The sequence below is a fragment of the Paraburkholderia sp. UCT31 genome, assembly GCF_014397655.1.
Lineage (GTDB): Bacteria > Pseudomonadota > Gammaproteobacteria > Burkholderiales > Burkholderiaceae > Paraburkholderia > Paraburkholderia tuberum.
Genome location: NZ_VZQP01000038.1, coordinates 1 through 18202 on the forward strand (window position 1 = coordinate 1; position 18202 = coordinate 18202).

Annotated in this window: 15 protein-coding genes; 6 read left to right on the forward strand and 9 right to left on the reverse strand. The window is 61.0% G+C overall.

Features of this window, described 5'->3' with window-relative positions; genetic code table 11:
- Positions 1-403 precede the first annotated feature (403 nt).
- Positions 404-2719, forward strand: coding sequence for a LamG-like jellyroll fold domain-containing protein (locus tag F6X40_RS27600; RefSeq protein ID WP_262421563.1), 2316 nt, complete (start codon positions 404-406; stop codon positions 2717-2719).
- Positions 2720-3254: 535 nt separating this feature from the next.
- Here F6X40_RS27600 and F6X40_RS27605 read toward each other — a convergent pair.
- From F6X40_RS27605 to F6X40_RS27620, 4 genes are all read right to left on the reverse strand, one after another.
- Complete coding sequence (locus F6X40_RS27605) at positions 3255-4544, reverse strand: MFS transporter (protein ID WP_410452548.1); 1290 nt, start codon at positions 4542-4544, stop codon at positions 3255-3257.
- Positions 4545-5270: 726 nt separating this feature from the next.
- Positions 5271-6806 (reverse strand): methyl-accepting chemotaxis protein, encoded by a 1536-nt coding sequence (locus tag F6X40_RS43305; RefSeq protein ID WP_316251854.1) that lies wholly within the window; start codon positions 6804-6806, stop codon positions 5271-5273.
- Between the two features lie 689 nt (positions 6807-7495).
- On the reverse strand, positions 7496-7981 hold the full coding sequence (locus F6X40_RS27615) for a hypothetical protein (RefSeq protein ID WP_187630042.1): 486 nt from the start codon (positions 7979-7981) through the stop codon (positions 7496-7498).
- Positions 7978-8472 (reverse strand): DUF6402 family protein, encoded by a 495-nt coding sequence (locus tag F6X40_RS27620; RefSeq protein ID WP_187629994.1) that lies wholly within the window; start codon positions 8470-8472, stop codon positions 7978-7980. Before F6X40_RS27620 ends, F6X40_RS27615 begins: the two co-directional genes overlap by 4 nt.
- Here F6X40_RS27620 and F6X40_RS27625 point away from each other — a divergent pair.
- Positions 8471-9964: a DHA2 family efflux MFS transporter permease subunit gene (locus F6X40_RS27625; RefSeq protein ID WP_187629995.1), complete on the forward strand. Its 1494-nt coding sequence runs from the start codon at positions 8471-8473 to the stop codon at positions 9962-9964. The genes F6X40_RS27620 and F6X40_RS27625 overlap by 2 nt on opposite strands.
- A gap of 45 nt (positions 9965-10009) precedes the next feature.
- Positions 10010-10843, forward strand: a complete 834-nt coding sequence (locus F6X40_RS27630) for an AraC family transcriptional regulator (RefSeq protein ID WP_187629996.1) — start codon at positions 10010-10012, stop codon at positions 10841-10843.
- Positions 10844-10904: 61 nt separating this feature from the next.
- Here the strand turns inward: F6X40_RS27630 and F6X40_RS27635 are convergent, their stop codons facing one another.
- Together F6X40_RS27635 and F6X40_RS27640 are read right to left on the reverse strand one after the other, a co-directional pair.
- Entirely contained in the window at positions 10905-12269 is a 1365-nt protein-coding gene (locus F6X40_RS27635; protein WP_184030420.1) for an MFS transporter, read from the reverse strand.
- 313 nt (positions 12270-12582) lie between these two features.
- Positions 12583-13323 (reverse strand): GyrI-like domain-containing protein, encoded by a 741-nt coding sequence (locus F6X40_RS27640; protein WP_187629997.1) that lies wholly within the window; start codon positions 13321-13323, stop codon positions 12583-12585.
- Between the two features lie 152 nt (positions 13324-13475).
- On the opposite strand from F6X40_RS27640, the gene F6X40_RS27645 reads away from it, so the two are divergent.
- From F6X40_RS27645 to F6X40_RS27660, 3 genes are all read left to right on the forward strand, one after another.
- Entirely contained in the window at positions 13476-13859 is a 384-nt protein-coding gene (locus tag F6X40_RS27645) for a hypothetical protein (protein ID WP_184070421.1), read from the forward strand.
- A gap of 477 nt (positions 13860-14336) precedes the next feature.
- Entirely contained in the window at positions 14337-14597 is a 261-nt protein-coding gene (locus tag F6X40_RS27655) for a PQQ-binding-like beta-propeller repeat protein (RefSeq protein WP_187629999.1), read from the forward strand.
- Between the two features lie 138 nt (positions 14598-14735).
- A complete protein-coding gene (locus tag F6X40_RS27660) occupies positions 14736-15233 on the forward strand; it encodes a GNAT family N-acetyltransferase (protein ID WP_187630000.1) in 498 nt (165 codons plus the stop codon).
- 6 nt (positions 15234-15239) lie between these two features.
- On the opposite strand, the gene F6X40_RS27665 is transcribed toward F6X40_RS27660, so the two are convergent.
- The 3 genes from F6X40_RS27665 to F6X40_RS27675 form a co-directional block, all read right to left on the reverse strand.
- The gene (locus F6X40_RS27665; RefSeq protein ID WP_187630001.1) at positions 15240-15821 is read right to left on the reverse strand and encodes a flavin reductase family protein; all 582 of its coding nucleotides are present in this window, start codon (positions 15819-15821) and stop codon (positions 15240-15242) included.
- A 184-nt stretch (positions 15822-16005) separates the two neighbouring features.
- Positions 16006-16338: a hypothetical protein gene (locus F6X40_RS27670; protein WP_184070427.1), complete on the reverse strand. Its 333-nt coding sequence runs from the start codon at positions 16336-16338 to the stop codon at positions 16006-16008.
- Between the two features lie 195 nt (positions 16339-16533).
- Positions 16534-18117, reverse strand: a complete 1584-nt coding sequence (locus tag F6X40_RS27675) for a PLP-dependent aminotransferase family protein (RefSeq protein ID WP_187630002.1) — start codon at positions 18115-18117, stop codon at positions 16534-16536.
- Between the last annotated feature and the right edge of the window lie 85 nt (positions 18118-18202).

The window sequence follows — 18202 nt, forward strand, 5'->3', positions numbered from 1 at the left end:
GCGCTTCGTTGACAGATCCAGACCAAGACCAAGTTGCGTCATCACACTGCTCCTCAACTAATTCGCTCTGTTTCCAGGATAGCTCAGCAGCAACGCAATGCCAGGACTTTTGCAGACCTTCCTTAACACAAGTGTGGGCGCTATAAGGGGGATTCGGGCACCGACATTTCACCGACTGCCGATTCCGCACGCCTACTCAACAAAGGGGAAATCGTTACAAACGAAAGCCTTCAGAAACGTGACCATGTGCCGTAAGCACATGTGCAAACGTTTGCTTAACGCTTCGGTCCGTTTCATACGTCGTTTTTGCCGCCCTGCATGCGCCGGGTCCAACGGCAAAGTACAGGCGAGTTTTGAACTCTATCCATCCTTATCCCACTCCATCACCGGAAGTAAGGTATATATGAAAAAACCGAATCAAGACGCGACTCAAACGATAACGGAATACGCAGCGGCAGAAATCGGTCGGGGCGACGAGGGAGGCGCCCTGTTCGACGTGTTGTCGTCCCTAAAAAGCAACATGTCGCGCCGCAACTTCCTGCAGGGACTCGGAGCGCTTGCTCTGACGGGATGCGGCGCCGGCTCGGGGTCCGACAGCGCTACGGGAGCAGCGAGTGCAGCGCGCAGCCAGCAGGCAGTCGCAAACGCACAGGCAATCGTAAACGCACAGTCTGGAAGCAGTTCATTCGTCCATCCCGGGCTGCTCCACACACAGGACGATCTGAACCGGATGGCCCAGAAGGTGGCAACCAAGGCTTCGCCGTGGATCGACACCTGGAACTTGATGCTCACAAGCCCGTACGCCAGCACATCATGGAAGCCCAGTCCCCAAGCGGTCGTTTACAATGCCATGCCCGGCTACTCGGACAATTGCGGGTATCTCTATAACGACATCGCCGCCGCCTATGCCAACGCGTTGCGCTGGAAGATCACCGGAGACACGACGGCCGCCAATACGGCGGTGGCCATCATGAACGCCTGGGCGTCGAAGCTGACGCAAATCGCCTGGTCCAACGGTAACTACGGCGGTTTCTTGCGGGCGGGGCTCCAGGGTTACGAGTTCGCCAACGCCGCAGAATTGATGCGCGACTATCCGGGCTGGGCGCCGGCGGACTTCGCGGCGTTCCAGAACATGATGCTCAACGTGTTTTATCCGATGCAGGTGGCTTCGGGTGCACAATTGAATGCGGGCATTGCCAACGGGACTGGCTGGGCCCCCGCCGTCTACTCAAACTGGGATCTCATGACCACCGCCATGGTCCTAGCGGTGGGTGTCCTCTGCGACAACCAGACGATCTTCGACCAGGCGATCAGCTACTTCCAGCAAGGCCTTGGCAACGGCGCTATCGAGAATCTGGTCGTTCACCTTCATCCTGGCTATCTGGGCCAGACCCAGGAGGCTGGGCGCGACCAGGGACACGATACACTCAGCATTGCCCTGTTAGGTTCGATCTGTGAAATGGCGTGGAACCAGGGCACCGACCTGTACGGCTACGACAACAACCGGGCCTTGGCCGCCAGCGAATACGTCGCGAAGGGCAACCTCGTCCAGTCGGGCACGACCTACTATTCTGTGCCGTTCGCTCCCTATTACTGCCCTAGTACCGGTGCGTACGACACCGTCTTTTCGACCTCGGCTCAGGGCAACCTCCGGCCGCAGTGGGCGCTGATTTACAACCATTACGTCAACCGGAAAGGCATTGCCGCTCCATACTGTCAGAAGTTTGCGACCTCGCACTCACCGGAAGGCGGACTTGGCACTGGCGGCAATTCTGATCAGTTAGGCTATGGCACCTTGACCTTCCAGCGCGACCCCATTGCTCAAGGGACTCCGCCCTCGGGCCTGACCGCGCCGACGATAGCCGGCCAGATCGTCCTGTCTTGGTGGGGAACCGCCTATGCGACCAGCTACAACGTCTACCGGAGCACGACGTCCGGCGGCCCCTACACGCTTGCCGCGAGCGGTATTTCCGATCTTCTGACGTACAGCGACGCCAACCAGCCCGCAGGCGCTTACTACTATGTGGTGACCGCGATCACGCCGTCCGGCGAAACGACGCAGTCGAACGAAGCGATGGGCGTGAGCGGCACGCGGATGTACACCAACCTCACCTTCGACGAGGGGAGCGGCACCACCGCCTACGATGCGACGGGCAATGGCAATAACGGCACGCTGCTCGGCGGCGCGACATGGGCGGCCGGCAAGCACAACACCGCCGTGCAGCTCAACGGGAGCGGCGCCTATGTCACCCTGCCGGCCGGCTTCATCTCCAGCCTCAACGACTTCACCATCGCGGCCTGGGTGTACTGGAATGGCTCCTCGAATTGGCAGCGTATTTTCGACTTTGGCAACAACACCACTCGTTACATGTTTTTGACACCGCGAAGCAATCTCGGCACGGTGCGGTTTGCGATCACGGAGAGCGGCGATGGGAATGCCGAGCAACGTATCAACGGCACCGCGGCGCTGCCGATGTCGCAATGGGTGCATGTCGCGGTGACGCTGTCCGGTGCGACTGGTACGTTGTACGTCAATGGAGCCGTTGTCGGAACCAATGCCTCGATGTTCCTTTCGCCGTTCCAATTGCGAGGTACGACGAACAACTGGCTCGGACGTTCACAATCTAATGACCCGTATTTCAGCGGTCTGATCGACGACTTCCGTGTCTATAACGGCGCCATGAGCGCCAGCGACATCGCCACGCTCGCCTCGTCCTGAGGTAGGTAGCATCGCACCGGCTTTTCGCGAGCCGGTGCGATCGGCTTCAGGAAGATGGCCAATTGGGGCAGACCACGGGCGCCAGTGTCGGCGTGGTGTACGGACCGCGAGTGCCTGATGCCAACGGGCTCAGCACAGCACAGATGAGCGCTGCGTCGTCGTTCGTTGGCTATGACTGCGGCCGGAACAGGGGTGTGCGCGCTGCGCGCAGTGCAACGCATGCTGCGCTGGCAGATCACGCCGTGGAACCGGCGGACGCGGCAGGCGGCTTTGCCAGCCGGGTGAGTTGTGGCCGTCGCCACGCTCGCCGCATACCGGCAATGGGCCGCTTTCGAGGTAGCGGACGTACGAATGTCCTCGTGCGAGACCGGGCGAACGGCGCTTGCTGGCCGGCTTGCGCCTGCCAGGAATCGGCGGCACGCGACCCGAAGCGGTCCGTGAAATCTCTACAAAGCGGTCACTCGTTGGTGTTCCAGTTCGAGAGCAATCGACTCATGTAAGCACGGCTCCCCCTGACATCCCGTTACGTTGCGATCTACCTGATTTGGTCCGATGCGGGCACTGCAGGTGTTTTGAATGCGTCAGGATATTCGTGACGAAACCAATCCTTCACCTGATCATGATTGAGTGCAAAGAATTCGCGTGATCGCGGAATAAAGACGAAGCCGAAAGCGAGCGGACAAGTGGCGAGACCGCAGCAAGTAAAGACTTTGCTCACCGGCCAGTGCGTGAGTGCCGCGCCCGCGATCATCGGCCCAAGAATGCCCGCAATCTGCGTGGTCATCATACTGGCAGCGAGAATACGAACGCGGAAATTCTGCGGGATAGCCAGTGAGCGATGAGTCGCTCCGACGAGTCCCATCGATGCATTGGCGAAACCCACGCTGGTAAGTGCCAATACTAGCAAGACGGGTGAATGTACCCAGCCCGATGCGGCAAGCGCCAGCCCTTCGCACATTGCGGCCCCCACCCGGACATTGAATCGGCCGAACCGGCTTACAAGTACGTCAGAACCACGAAAGCTGCCGAGTAGCAAGCCCATAGACAAGGCCGCTTCGCAACCACCCAGCCAAAGACCTGACAGCCCGAGTGATTGAACCTTAAGCGGGATCAGCATGCCGACTGCAGGTCCCTGGAATATCCATACTAGGAAGTTGACAAAGGTCCAGCCGCGCTCCAACGGGACGATCCATTTAGCGTGCAGTCCGGCGCGCAGGTCCTCCCACCAGCGGGCTAAACCGCGATGGTGGTCGCGATGCTGAGACTGGGAAGGAAGCTGCGAAGTCACGTAGGCAGCGACGCCAAGTAGAATGCCGTTCATCCAAAATGTTGCAGCGATACCACCTAAGGCCAGTGTTGCGCCAGCCAATGCCGGCCCCAAGGCACGACCAGCGGCTTGCGTCGACTTCCGAAGACGAAGCGCCTCGGCCAAACGATGCGCCGGAACAAGTTCAGCCGAAATGGTGGAGCTAGCCGGATCGATGAAAGCTTTCGCGATAATCGTCACCAAGCCTATGCAGACGATCAGCATAAGTCGGTAGTCGGACAGAGACGCGAGCGTAGCGAGGGTAAAGGCGACGACCATCAGGGCGCACAGACCCCATGCTATCTGCGACCTCTTTGCGTAGCGATCCCCAAGCGGTGAAAGCAGTGGCATTGCAAAAATCGTGGTGACGGCAATGCTTACGCTGTAGATCGCCAAGTCATTCGCGCCGCCCCGATGAACGATCCACCAAGGAAGCGTGATGTAGCCAACCATTTCTGCCAAGATCCTCAGCAGATCGCTGAGAAGCAGACTGGCAAGAGGGACGCCAATTGCGTTTATGTAAGACTTGATTCCGCGAAACACCGTCTTCCCCCTGTTGAGTTCGATGATGCTACCTCAACATTTTTTGCCGAAATTTAGATGCACGCCTCCAGACGCTGGCGTTTCGCTAGTGGACGACATACATGCCCGATTTGCGACTCGCGACTCCTCAGATAGCGATTGTCAGCAATTCACGGAGGTATGCCGACTGGCCGTATATGGCCGGTCACCGCCTCATGCAATCGGCATACGCAACCTGAACCTTACAAGGCAGCGATCGGCAGCACGCAACCCGCTTCGGCCCTTCGACCCGAGGTGAACTCAACGGCCCTTACTCGTGCGCAGCGGTCATCCGAAACCACGCGCCAGGCGACATGAACTCGCATATCGCTGACATTTACGCGGCCTCGGCATTTCGATGGTGTGAGTTCCGCTTTGCTGGCTGCAACTAAACTCATCGCGTTCGCGCTCTGGGGTCTGTCGTTCAGTGCGAACCACTGACCCATTCATCCTGCTTGGCACATCGGTGCAACAGGACCAGTGCCCAAACTGCTCCGTTCAGAATGCCTGCCAGTCCACAGCACTTGTATCCGCCGCGACCATAGGATTGCAGTCTGCGCTCGCGACGCGCGTTGTCTCTGATTTGTCGATGCACGAAGGGGCGTGCGAACCTTCGATGTCCGGAGCGGCCTACGCGGCTTGTTTTACCGGTCAATCATGTGTGACGCGGACGGCCTCGCATCGTCAAACCTTAAAAAAGGCCACCGTTTCACGCAAAGCCTGTGCCTGTTGAGCCATCGACTGCGCCGCCGCCGAGGCTTCTTCCACCAGCGCGGCGTTTTGCTGGGTCACCTGGTCCATCTGGCTGACCGCCTGACTCACCTGCTCGATGCCAGTGCTCTGCTCTACCGAAGCCGACGAGATTTCACCAACGATGTCGGCCACCCGATTGACCGACTCGACGATCTCATTGATGGTGCGGCCCGCTTCCCCTACGAGCTTCGAGCCGGCGTCCACACGACTTACCGAGTCGCCGATCAGATCCTTGATCTCCCTGGCAGCGGTGGCGCTACGCTGCGCGAGCGTACGGACCTCGCCGGCCACGACAGCAAACCCACGGCCCTGCTCGCCAGCGCGGGCCGCCTCGACCGCTGCGTTGAGCGCAAGAATGTTTGTCTGGAATGCAATGCCTTCAATCACAGTGATGATCTCGGACATTTTGGCCGAACTGCCGGAGATCTCCTGCATCGTCTCGACCACGCGCCCTACCACCTCGCCGCCGCGCCGCGCAACGCCAGAGGCCGTGCCGGCCAGCGTCGCTGCCTGCCGGGCGTTGTCCGTATTGTGACGGACCGTGGCCGTCAGTTCTTCCATGCTGGAAGCTGTTTCCTCGAGCGACGCTGCCTGCTCTTCGGTGCGGCTCGACAGATCGAGATTGCCCTGCGCAATCTGTCCACTTGCGGTGGCCACCCCTTCGGCGTTCTCCCGCACTTCCAGAACGACTCGTGACAGACTGTCACGCATCGCCCGCAGAGAAGCCATCAGACTGCTTGTGTCGCCGGGCCGAAGGTCGACGTTCACACCGAGATCGCCGTTGGCAATCCGCTTGCATAGCCCCGCCGCGTAGTCAGGTTCGCCACCCAGGCTCGTCCGGATACTGCGCGCCAGTAATAGCATTCCGACTGTCAGAACTGCGGTCACTATCGCTGCGAGCAACAGATCGCGCAGGAGCGTCACATAGAACAGATGGTCGATATCGTCCACGTAGACACCCGTATACACGTGCCAGTCCCAGTCGGCGACAAAGTCACTGCAGGTGATCTTGCGAACTGGCGTGTCACTGCCAGGCTTTGGCCACACATATTCGCTGAAGTGGTTGCCGCCGGGCGATGAGCTTTTGACGATCTCGACCGCAATGTGGGTACCGTTTGAATCAACCAGGTCTACCAGGGACTTGCTTTCAAGTTGTGGCTTGGACGGCAAGAGGAGTGCCGTGACATTCGAGTCGTAGATGCCAAAATAGCCGCTACGGTGCGCGCCATAGCGAAGTCCGCGCAGGTTCTCAAGCGCCTGATGTTTCGCTTCGGCGAGCGACAAAGTATTGTCGGCGACCTTCTTCTGGTAATAGGAAATCACGCCCAGCGCGGTATCTATCTGCTGCGACAGCGTGCTCTTGCGCTGTTCGAGCATATCGGATCGGCTCATCCACGCGCTCGTGACGACGAGCACACCAAGGCCAAACCAGAGAAGAGCCAGGATGCTCCAGAGCTTCTGGTTCAAGGTCAAACGCTTCATTTATGCCAGTCTCACAGATGGGGTACGTCAGTTCACTCAAACCTGCCACTGGCGGCAACGTGATTGCCTGCCTGGCAGATCGGCTCATCACTCGAGCGTCGGGTCGCATGTCAGATCCGTTTCCCCGTCGGGCCGGTCGTGGTTTCGCGCTCACCGTTCGCAATGACACGATTACGGCAAACGCCAGCGGAACTTGAGCAAATAAAGATTTCGCCCCGGTGCGCCAAGCGACCAGACAGTGTATAAACGTAAGAGCGCAGTCACCGCCGACATCGTTGAAATCCGCCCCACACCGGCATCAACGGATCAATCGCTATGACGTTTGCTCACCCGGCATCGGGTCCAGGATCTCATCCCGGTAGCAAGGCCCTGCCTCGGCATGATCGGCCTGTGCAATTCTTTCCATAAGACCGACGGCTCGAGTGACATGATCTGCACACGAAGGTCCGGTGCCGAGGTGGAGGCGACGTTCGAAGGTTTGTGTGAAAGCCCGAGCGAGCGGCCGCAGTTGGCCGGGTCCTGCCCGATGCGGTCGGCGGGAGTCGGCCGGATATAGCCTTTCAACATTCACGTTCGCGGCCGGTCATGGCCGGCTTGTGCTGGGAAGCCTCAATACGAGATTTCGAAATGTGATTTCTGCTGAACCATGTGTGCGAGTTCGAAGGTCGAGTCGTTCATAAGAATCTCGTGAAACCGTCGGCGCTCCAGCGTTCGCTCCCTACGCCGTGATGAACGAAGAACAAACCATCGGAATCATACTGATCCTTAATGGCGAGCAGCCTGCATCCAATCGACGAAAATCTGGCGATCATGCGGTCATAGAATGACGGCGGCAGCTTTATAAACGACGCGTCGTCGCCGCCGCGGGAAAATGAAACGCCTTCGTCGTCCACCCAAATCAATTCAGGAACCGGTGTGCTGAAGGTTCTGCGCACTAGCAGTTTGCCTGACGCGGCGTCGTAGACCTGACCGAGATAAGCCGGGTCGTTGCCGCCTCTCCATTGGAGCAGGCATCGCTCTGCAGTGTAGCGGCCGTTTTTTGACGTGCTTTTGATGCATTCGCTCGCATTCCTGTGATCGGTGTGCGTCGCGACGAGAAGCACGGCAAACGCGACTGTTAGGACTACAGCGCCCCATCCGATCGATCGCCCGGGTTTCATAAATACACCTTGATCGGTGGGTCGATTCGAACAAGCTTTCGATCCGAATAGATCACGAAGTCACCTCCTCGCTGGTGTTTTATTGCCCACTCTCTAAATTCCTTATTGTGAACCGGGTAGTACACGTTGCCCCTGATTTTCGGATTCCCCAGTGCAACGGGATAGGAAAAATACAATCGCGGTTCGTTCAGATATGAAATCGCGCCGTTGTACGCCAGAACGATCACCCCGTTTTTGCTCCAATGGCCAAGATATTGCGACGCCTCGCCAGGCTTGTCGGTGAAGTCGTAACTATCCTTAATATAAACGTAGATACCTGAGATTTCTGCAACCCTGGTATTACCTTTTTTCCCGCTCGAAGCCGCCACCGCACGCGGCTTCGCGCAGCGCCGCCGCCCAGGATTTCGTAGTTGGACGCTAAATGCGCGGGTGCTAGACTCGAAAACCCATCGTCGGTGATCGACCGAATCCGCACAAAGGGGCGTCCGCATGACCCATTCCCTCCACGGCAAGCAACGCTGGCTCGCGCTAATCGTGCTCTGCCTCGGCGTACTGATGATCGTGCTCGACACGACCATCGTGAACGTCGCGCTGCCGTCCATCGCAGCCGATCTCGGCTTTAGCGAAACTTCGCTCGTGTGGGTCGTCAACGCCTACATGCTGACGTTCGGCGGCTGCCTGCTGCTCGGCGGACGGCTTGGCGATCTGTACGGACACCGCAAGCTGTTTCTCAGCGGCATTACGCTCTTCACGCTCGCTTCGCTCGCCTGCGGCCTCGCGAATTCGCAGGTGCTGCTGGTCGCCGCGCGCGCCGTGCAGGGCCTGGGCGGTGCGATCGTCTCGGCGGTATCGTTGTCGCTGATCATGAATCTGTTCACCGAAGCCGGCGAACGCGCGAAGGCGATGGGCGTGTATGGCTTTGTCTGCGCGGGCGGCGGCAGCATCGGCGTGCTGCTCGGCGGACTGCTCACCAACCTGCTGAGCTGGCACTGGATCTTCCTGGTCAATCTGCCGATCGGCATTGCGGTGTACGCGCTGTGCCTCGCGCTACTGCCCGCCGCGCGCGGCCACGCGCACGGCGAACGGCTCGACGTGGCCGGGGCGCTCAGCGTGACCACATCGCTGATGCTGGCGGTCTATGCGATCGTCAACGGCAACGAAGCGGGCTGGACTTCGGCGCAAACGCTCGGCCTGCTGTTCGTCGGGCTCGCGCTGCTTGCCGTGTTCCTCGCAATCGAGGCGAGAATCGAACACCCGTTGATGCCGCTCGCTCTGCTGCGTTTGCGCAATGTCGCGACCGCGAACCTGGTCGGCGTGTTGTGGGCCGCGGCGATGTTCGCGTGGTTCTTTATTTCGGCGCTGTATCTGCAGCGCGTGCTCGGCTATCGACCATTGCAGGTGGGGCTCGCGTTTCTGCCCGCGAACCTGATCATGGGACTCTTTTCGCTGGGATTGTCGGCGCGCGTGGTGATGCGCTTCGGGCTGCGTCGTCCGCTCGCGGCCGGCCTGCTGATCGCGGCATGCGGGCTTGCGCTGTTCGCGCGTGCGCCCGTCGACGGCAGCTTCGTACCCGACGTGTTGCCCGGCATGTTGCTGCTCGGCTTTGGCGCGGGCATCGCGTTCAATCCGCTGCTGCTCGCCGCGATGAGCGACGTCGATCCCGCCGATTCGGGCCTCGCGTCGGGCATCGTCAATACATCGTTCATGATGGGCGGGGCGCTCGGGCTTGCGGTGCTCGCGAGTCTTGCCGCGGCGCGTAGCGAGGCGATGCGGGCGTCGTCGAGTGCGGCGGCTGCGCTGAACAGCGGGTATCACGTCGCGTTTCTGTTTGGGGCGGTTTTTGCGGCGGCGGCCGGCGTGCTGGGTGGGCTGTTGCTGAGGCCGGGGCAGGCGGGTGGCGCCGCGGGCGTGCATGGTGACGCGGCGGAATCGTCTCGGCCCTCCGCCGCGACCGCAAAACCGCAAGCGCGATCAAATGCGTGAGTTCGCCGCTGACTATGCTGGCTTCATGCTGATATGAGAGGCGAGATGAACCCGGTTGGAAAAGCGCTCTGGTATATCGAAAGCCACTTCGCCGGCGAGTTGACGCTCGACGACATCGCCCGCTGTGGCTGCGTATCGCGCTTTCACCTCGCGCGCGCGTTCGAAGCGGCCACCGGGATGCCGGTGATGCGCTACGTTCGCGCACGGCGTTTGAGCGAGGCCGCACGACGTCTGGCCGATGGTGCGCCCGACATCCTCGCGGTCGCTCTCGACGCCGGCTACGGCTCTCACGAAGCATTCACGCGCGCGTTTCGCGAACAGTTCGGGCTCACGCCCGACGCGCTGCGCGCGCGGGGTCATCTCGACAACCTGACCATCGTGGAGCCGATCAAAATGGACGAAACCCTTCTCACCCATCTGGACCCGCCGCGCTTCGAAGACGCGCGAGCGTTTCTCGTCGCTGGACTGAGCGAGCGCTATACGTGCGACAGCAGCAAGGCGATCCCATCCCAATGGCAGCGCTTTGGCGCCTGGTACGGCAGGGTGCCGGGACAGGTCGGCAAGGTGGCTTATGGCGTTGGCTATAACGCCGATGAACTGGGTAACTTCGACTACATGTGCGGCGTCGAAGTCAGCGATTTTTCCGCATTGCCGCCAGAGTTGAGTCGTGTGCGCATCGCCGCGCAACGGTATGCGGTGTTCGCTCATCGCGAACACATCTCAGGCATTCGTCGCACGATGAATACGATCTGGAATCAGTGGTTGCCCGCGTCAGGGCACGTGCCTGCCGATGCACCGCATTTCGAACGGTATGGCGAGCAGTTCGACCCGGTGACGGGGATGGGTGGAGTCGAAGTCTGGTTGCCGCTGAAAAGTTGATGGTCGATTCGGCGGATGGCCGTTGCGGATGGCCGTTGTGGCCGGCCATCCGCCTGATCGTTCACGGAGTGGCATGTCTGCTGTCATGCAATGCATGCACGTCGTCGTATTCCCGCGAAATGTCCTTATTCGTGTAATCGCCCAATCGCATGGCGGCGGCCACGCTAATCACCGCGCACGCGAAGACATACCACGCCACCGCAAATCCCGAATGGAAGTAAGCATAAAGCGCCGTCGCAATCAACGGTGCCGGACCGCCAGCGATGACGGAAGCCAACTGATAGCCCATCGACGCACCGCTGTAGCGCAAGCGCCCCGTGAACGATTCGGCGATCAACGCGGCTTGGGGACCATACATCATCGCATGCGGCACCAGCGAAAGAACGATGGCCGCGAAGATCCATATGGGGTTATGGGTTCCGACCATGAAAAAGTACAGGAAGCCGAATAGCCCGACAGCAGCGGCACCGATCACATACATGCGTCGACGTCCGATCAGATCAGACACGTGACCAAACAGCGGAATCGTGAAGAATTCCAGCACCGAAGCGGCCAGCACTGCCGTGAGCAGCAGATCGCGTGTGACGCCCAGACTCATCACACCATAGGTGAATATAAAGGCCGTGAAAATATAGAACGGCGCCTGTTCCGCCATACGCGCAAGAGCCGACAGAAGAATGTCTTTCGGCTGCCGGCGCAATACTTCACGCATCGGCGCCTTTTCGATCCTGCGCTCAGCGAGCAGCTTCGCGAAGATAGGCGTCTCGAGGATACTCAAGCGGATATAAAGGCCGATCGCGACCAGCACGATACTGAGGAAAAACGGCACCCGCCAGCCCCAGGTGAGAAATGCGCTGCCGGAGATCTGGCTGACGGCAAGCACCACCAGATTCGCGACGAACAATCCCGCCGGTACGCCGAACTGCGGCCAGGACGCGATGAAACCGCGATGCTTGTTGGTACGTGCCCACTCCATCGACATCAACACCGAACCGCCCCACTCGCCTCCAACGCCCACACCTTGAATGAAGCGCAGCGCCGTGAGCAGGATTGCCCCCCAGATACCGATCGTCGCATAGGTTGGAACAAAGCCCACGGCAAACGTCGCGAGTCCCATCAGCAACAGCGTCACGATTAACGTGGCTTTACGTCCGATGCGATCGCCATAGTGGCCGAAAATCGCCGCGCCCACCGGCCGCGCGATAAAGCCGACAGCGTAAATCAGAAAAGCTTGCAGTGTGCCGACGAGCGGGTCCGATTCAGGAAAGAACAGTTTCGCGAATACAAGACCCGTGACAATGCTGTACAGGAAGAAGTCATACCATTCGATTGTGGTCCCAATCGTGCTGGCGATGACAGCGCGGCGCAACTGGCGCCGAGCCTCCTCATCCGAGAGGGGCACCGCCCCTGATTGCGTGGCAGCCATTTGATATCTCCCCAAAATGGTCGGGTGACATCATTTTTTGACATTTGAGGTATTGCGTGGTTCCAGTGAGGACGCGAGGTACGTGCAGCGAAAACCGGCTTTGCGGCTACTGTTATGGCTGGGCGGCCGGGTCGATAAAAACCGGCTCCGAACCACTATTCGCAGAGACCGGGGCTTTATTCAGAGAGACATTTCGAAATTGCATTTTTTACCGAATTAGGAATCGGCAATGCTCGCTCAATGCAATTGATACCGATGGAGCAACTTGCTCCGCACTAGCAGGCATCTCACATGCTCATCACACCCATCCCAATCACACCAACGGAATGTAGATATCCGTCTGCCGCTGATCCAGCGGCGTCTCAGGATAGACGCTCAGGTAGTGGAAAAACAGCGGATGGTCCCGCAACTCTTCCCCACTCGAAGGCAACCAGTCGCGATAGACCGGGTAGATCGTCTCGCCGATGTGGTCGGTCGATCCTGCGTGCCGAACCACCGCGCACCGTCCACCCTGCATCACGAGCTCGCGCACGCCATAGAGATTCGGCGCGACCGGCTCGTCGATCTCTCCGCAGATATCGAAACGGAATTCATCCGCTGGCACCGTGTCTGGATTGCCGTGCGCGACGCCGAAGGTCCGGCTCGACGCCACCGGTGATTGTCCGCTTTGGATACGCCAATCGATGAACTTGCGCGCACTCTCGTTGACGAGTCCGGGCGAACCACAATGTTCGAGCGCGGCAACGCGGGTCTCCGCAAAATCGACGATTTTCACTTGCATGGTCAGTTTCCTCGAAACATAGGGAACAACAAAACTCGCACTCCAGAATTGCCATGTTGGATGTCGTCGAAACGCGCTCGGCGCCATGCCGAACGCACGCTTGAACGCACGGCTGAAGGCTTCGGGACTGTCGAAGCCGGCGTCGAGCGCGGCATCGAGAACCGGGCACGACGCCTGCGACGCGAGGCGGCGGCCCGCGCGACGCAAGCGCATCAACTGCACGTAGCGTGCGACGGGCACGTAGGCAGCGGCGGCGTCTGTGTGAGCTAACATGGTCTGGATCGTACGAGTTTCGATATGGTCGCCGAGGTTGGACACATCTTACCTAGCCGGACTTGCTCGATCTTCAATTGGCTCGCTGCCGAGCCTGGAGAATTTACGTAAACTTATCTTCGTTCACCCGCGCTTCCTGAGATTGTCCGCCGATGCCCTCTTCGATCAGCAATTCGCTCCTTTGGATCTTCGACGCGTTCGAACGCGATCCGACGTATATGCGTCGGCGGATGTTTGGTAGCGACGCTGCGTATATCGATGGGCTGTTGTGCCTGGTTGCCGCCGATCGCGATAAGCCGTGGAATGGGCTGCTCGTCTGTACGTCGCGGGAACGCCATGCTGCTCTGATTACCGATATGCCTGCGTTGCAGCCTCACCCGGTGCTTGGGAAATGGCTTTACGTGCCACAGGAGGATCCTGCGTTTGAAGACACTGTCGAGCAGTTGACCGCACTCGTGCTGGAGCGGGACCCGCGAGTGGGTGTCGAGCCTAAGCCGAAAAAGCGGCGCGGTAAGTCAGTGTTGCCGGAGGGTTGAAGCGCGGCAGTGCCGTTTCGGTCTCTCTTCCGGTCCGAGCGCGCGCTCATGCCGGGCAATCATCCAATTAGCCGCGAATCGCACCACCCCGTCATACTCTCGCCGACGAACCCGGCAGGAATGTAGAAGGGCATTCGATTGAAGTGGAGTTGCCGCGCTTTCATTGGTGACTACGCGAATTGCGGTCGCGCTTAAAGACCGGAAATAAGATTCGGCTTTGGCACACGCAAGTCGATTCAACCACCTTTTCAATGGTCACGCAGTCTGCCGTCATCGCGAACGGTACGGCTTTCGTAGGAACCACATCGAACGAAGAATTGATGGCCGCCTATGTCCCTCCGCCTGCCTGGCAGTGGAGTTTCCGCGGCAGCGTCGTCGCACTCGATGTCGCGACCGGCGCAATCAAATGGCAGACATACATGGCACCACCACGTCTGGCGGTTGGGCGTCGCTCAATGCGAATTCCGGCGCAGTGAAGTGGACCACGCCGGACCCGCTCGCAAGCCGCGCGGAGGCAGCCGTCAGTGTGTCGCCAATGGCGCGGTCTTCGGATGCAATCTCGACTACACGAATGGCACGATGTACGCGCTCGATTCTTCCAACGGAAAAGTCCTGTGGTCATTCAATAGCGGGGGTGCATGCAATGCCGGGCCGGCCATTGCGGACGGCGTGGTGTTCTGGGGCTCTGGCTCGACGAGTGGACCGGGGCCGCTGAAATTGTTCGCCTTCGGTCTGTAGGAAACGCCCAAGGCCCGGTCCGTTCGCGGCGGGGCCTTTGGCTCTTTGCTACGATGTGAGTCTGTTCCGAAGCCGGCGCATTTGGCGCGTACCGCCCGCCGGCCGGCAGTCATCACCGAACTCACCGAGCACTAGACCTTGACGATCCACATCCGCCCCGCCACCGCTTCCGACGCCCCCCTGATCCTGCGCTTCATCACCGAACTCGCGATCTACGAAAAAGCCGAGCACGAAGTCGTCGCCGGCGTCGAAGACATCGAGAAGAGCCTGTTTGCCGAGGGCGCGCCCGCGAAAGCGCTGATCTGCGAAATGAACGGCGGGCCAGTCGGTTTTTGCGTGTACTTCTTTTCGTATTCGACGTGGCTCGGCAAACAGGGGCTTTATCTGGAAGACCTGTACGTATCGCCCGCATCGCGTGGCAGCGGCGCGGGCAAACAGATGCTGCGCCATCTCGCGCAAATCGCCTGCGAAACGGGCTGCGGTCGATTCGAATGGAGCGTGCTCGACTGGAACGAGCCGGCCATCGGCTTCTACAAGTCGATCGGCGCGAATCCGCAAAGCGAATGGGTACGTTATCGTCTCGCCGGCGACGCGCTCAAAGCATTCGCCGAAGGCGAAACCGAACGGAGCACCTAAGCCCGGTCACTGCGCAGACGCCGCGACGGGCGCCACCTCGAATGCATCGCCCGTCGCGAAGAAGGTACCGCCGGCCACGTAATGGCATGTGCGCAGGTCGGGATCGTCGCCGAAATGCCAGCGGTTGCGCGAATACACGCGGCTATCCGCATACGCGGCGACCACCTCGCCGATGATCAGATCGTGCCGTTGGCTGTCGTCCGGAATCACCTTGCATTCCATCCAGGTGATGCAGCCGGCCAGCATCGGCACGTCGATTTTTTGCGCGCGGAAGGTCTCGAGATTGAACGCGGAGAACTTGTCGAGTTCGACGCCCGCGTGCGTGCCGACCGCGAGCGTTTGCGCGGCGAAACCGCGGCTCGGCAACTGCAGCCCGAACACGCCGCTCGCTTCGATCAGGCGACGCGTCAGCGTGCGGCTATCCACGACCACCACCACCTTCGGCGGATTGAAGTCGAGCGGCATCGCCCATGACGCGGCCATCACGTTCGATCGACCATCGTGTGCGCTCGTGATCAGCGTGACGGGTCCGTGATTGAGCAGTTGAGTCGCGCGCGACAATTCCACGGTTTCTCGGGTGGCGTTCATGGCATCGTGATGGCGTCGAAAGGATGACGCTGATTGTAGCGGGGCGGAAGAAATGCGACGCGGCGCAGGCCCGAGCGATACGAGAGCGATTCGAACCACGCGCGGATGGCGGCCGAATCGAACTGCCGGGCGGCGGCCCACAAGCCGTCGCCCGACCGGACTTCAAGCGAATTTCAAGGGACCCTCAATGCGGCACCTTGCCGTTCGGCACCGCATTGAGCGGCTTGTGCTGCTCGTCGCCGAGTCCCGGGAAGAACGCGTTCCAGGCGGCGCGCACGCCTTGCGCCGCGGTGGCTTCGGCGCCGACCGACTCGGCCGCGCCGTCCGCGGCTTTCGAGGGATCGGCGGACAGGCCGCGCCAGTGCGTGAATACGAGCAACGGCTTTTCGGTCCACACGCCGTCGCCAAATTTCGCAAACGCCGTGTCCCCGCTCGCCAACTGCACTTCGTACCAGCCTTCGCGTACGGGCGTATGGATGGCAAGGTCAAACCACGGGGTCGGTTCGATTTCCTTCATGTCTTCTCCGGTCGGATAGATCGTCATCGATAACCACACTGAACGCATTGTTCGTGCCCATCGCCGGCGCCACACCCGCCGCGCGACGGGACGGGCAACCGCGGCACATGCGGGCAAACCAGCACATCGGAACTGCGAAGTCGCCGCGCATACGACACGATAGCGCGACATGGGCCAGGCGGACAGACGTAAAACTTACATGCCCGGCGTGGCGGGCGTACGGCGTGGCGGGGCGGTTTTTTTGCGGGACCGGACGACGGTTTTTCCGCCCCGTTTTGCCGCGCGCTTCGCAGCCGGTCGCGCCTCGCCCTCCATCTCCCGCACCATCGCCGCCAGCGCTTTCACCGCGGGCCCCAAGCGCTCCGCCTCCGTATTGCCATACCCGATCACGAGCCCGTTCGTCTGCTCCGACGCCCCGATCGAAAACCCCGACAGCGCGCGCGGACTCACCCCCAACGCCTGCGCCCGCGCCGTGAGCGCGCGATCGTCGAGCGACGCCGGCAGCCGCAGCGTCAGATGCATGCCGCAATCGCCGCCAAGAATCGTCGCCGCCGGAAAATGCTCGGCCAGCGCGTCGCGCAGCGCCTGCTGCCGCTCGCGGTACAGCCGCCGCATCCGCCCGAGATGCCGCCCGAATTCGCCGCTTTCGATGAAATGCGCGAGCGCCAGCTGCTCCAGCCGATGCCCGCCGCGCAGCATCTCTTGCAGCGCAACAGCGGCGTGCGCGGCGATCGCGCGAGGCAGCACGACGAAGCCGATGCGCAGCGCCGGAAACATCGTCTTGCTGAACGAGCCGACGTACAGCACGGGCGCCGCGTCGACGAGGCCCTGCATGCTCGCGATCGGCTCGCCGGTGTGACGCACCTCGCCGTCGTAATCGTCCTCGATCAGCCACGCGCCACAGCGCCGCGCCTCGGCAATCAGCGCAAGCCGCCGCGCCACCGACAGCACCGCGCCGGTCGGATACTGATGCGCGGGAGACGTGTAGATCAGTTTCGGCGGATGCGTGTGCCACGCGTCGGCCGGCACGGCCATGCCTTCGGCGTCGACGGGAATCCGCAGCGTGCGCAAGTCGCCCGCGTTGAAAGCGGCCTTCGCGCCGCGATAGCCGGGGTCCTCGATCCATGCGATATCGCCGGGATTGGTCAGCAGTCGCACGCACAGGTTCAGCGCCTCCTGCGCGCCCTCGGTGATCACGACCTGCAAGCCATCGCAGCGCACGCCGCGCGCCATCCGCAGATGCGCGGCGATCGCGTCGCGCAGCGCGGGCTCGCCGGCCGGCATGCCGTAGCCGAGCGCGCGTGGTAATGCGCGCTCCATCGCACGTTCGAGCGCGCGCCGCCACGCGGCAAGCGGGAAACGGTCCAGCGCGGGCGTGCCGGGGGTCAGCGCGTACGCGTTGTCGGCGTGCTTGTGCGACGCCGCGAACTGCTCGACGCGCGCCGCGTATACGACCTCCGGCGCGGCCGACGCCGCCGCCCGCTCGCCGCGCGCGGCGGGGCTCGACAGCGGGCTCACGCGCGTGCCCTGGCGATCGGCGATGACGTAGCCGACCGCGGCGAGATGCTCGTAAGCGATCACGACCGTGTTGCGCGACACGCCGATTTCGGCGGCGAGCAGCCGCGACGACGGCAGCAGCGACCCGGCCGGCAGACGACCGGCGAGAATCGCCTGCTGCAGACGTTCGATCAGCTGCTTTTGCAGCGGCGCGGGCCGCTTGGCCCCGCTCGCGGCGAACGCGTCGTCCGCATGGACGAGCGGTCCGATGATCTCGATCATGGTGGCTGGACCTATCGAATAAGCACGTCGTGGATCTTTTGAACATACCACGTTTGCCGTATCGTTCCTGCATCGACACGCATCG

Coding starts and splice junctions, on each gene's coding strand:
- F6X40_RS27625 (WP_187629995.1), top strand. CDS start 8,471: ATGACCCATTCCCTCCACGGCAAGCAACGCTGGCTCGCGCTAATCGTG.
- F6X40_RS27665 (WP_187630001.1), bottom strand. CDS start 15,821: ATGAACGCCACCCGAGAAACCGTGGAATTGTCGCGCGCGACTCAACTG.
- F6X40_RS27635 (WP_184030420.1), bottom strand. CDS start 12,269: ATGGCTGCCACGCAATCAGGGGCGGTGCCCCTCTCGGATGAGGAGGCT.
- F6X40_RS27640 (WP_187629997.1), bottom strand. CDS start 13,323: ATGTTAGCTCACACAGACGCCGCCGCTGCCTACGTGCCCGTCGCACGC.
- F6X40_RS27670 (WP_184070427.1), bottom strand. CDS start 16,338: ATGAAGGAAATCGAACCGACCCCGTGGTTTGACCTTGCCATCCATACG.
- F6X40_RS27615 (WP_187630042.1), bottom strand. CDS start 7,981: ATGAAACCCGGGCGATCGATCGGATGGGGCGCTGTAGTCCTAACAGTC.
- F6X40_RS27630 (WP_187629996.1), top strand. CDS start 10,010: ATGAACCCGGTTGGAAAAGCGCTCTGGTATATCGAAAGCCACTTCGCC.
- F6X40_RS27620 (WP_187629994.1), bottom strand. CDS start 8,472: ATGCGGACGCCCCTTTGTGCGGATTCGGTCGATCACCGACGATGGGTT.
- F6X40_RS27675 (WP_187630002.1), bottom strand. CDS start 18,117: ATGATCGAGATCATCGGACCGCTCGTCCATGCGGACGACGCGTTCGCC.
- F6X40_RS27645 (WP_184070421.1), top strand. CDS start 13,476: ATGCCCTCTTCGATCAGCAATTCGCTCCTTTGGATCTTCGACGCGTTC.
- F6X40_RS27600 (WP_262421563.1), top strand. CDS start 404: ATGAAAAAACCGAATCAAGACGCGACTCAAACGATAACGGAATACGCA.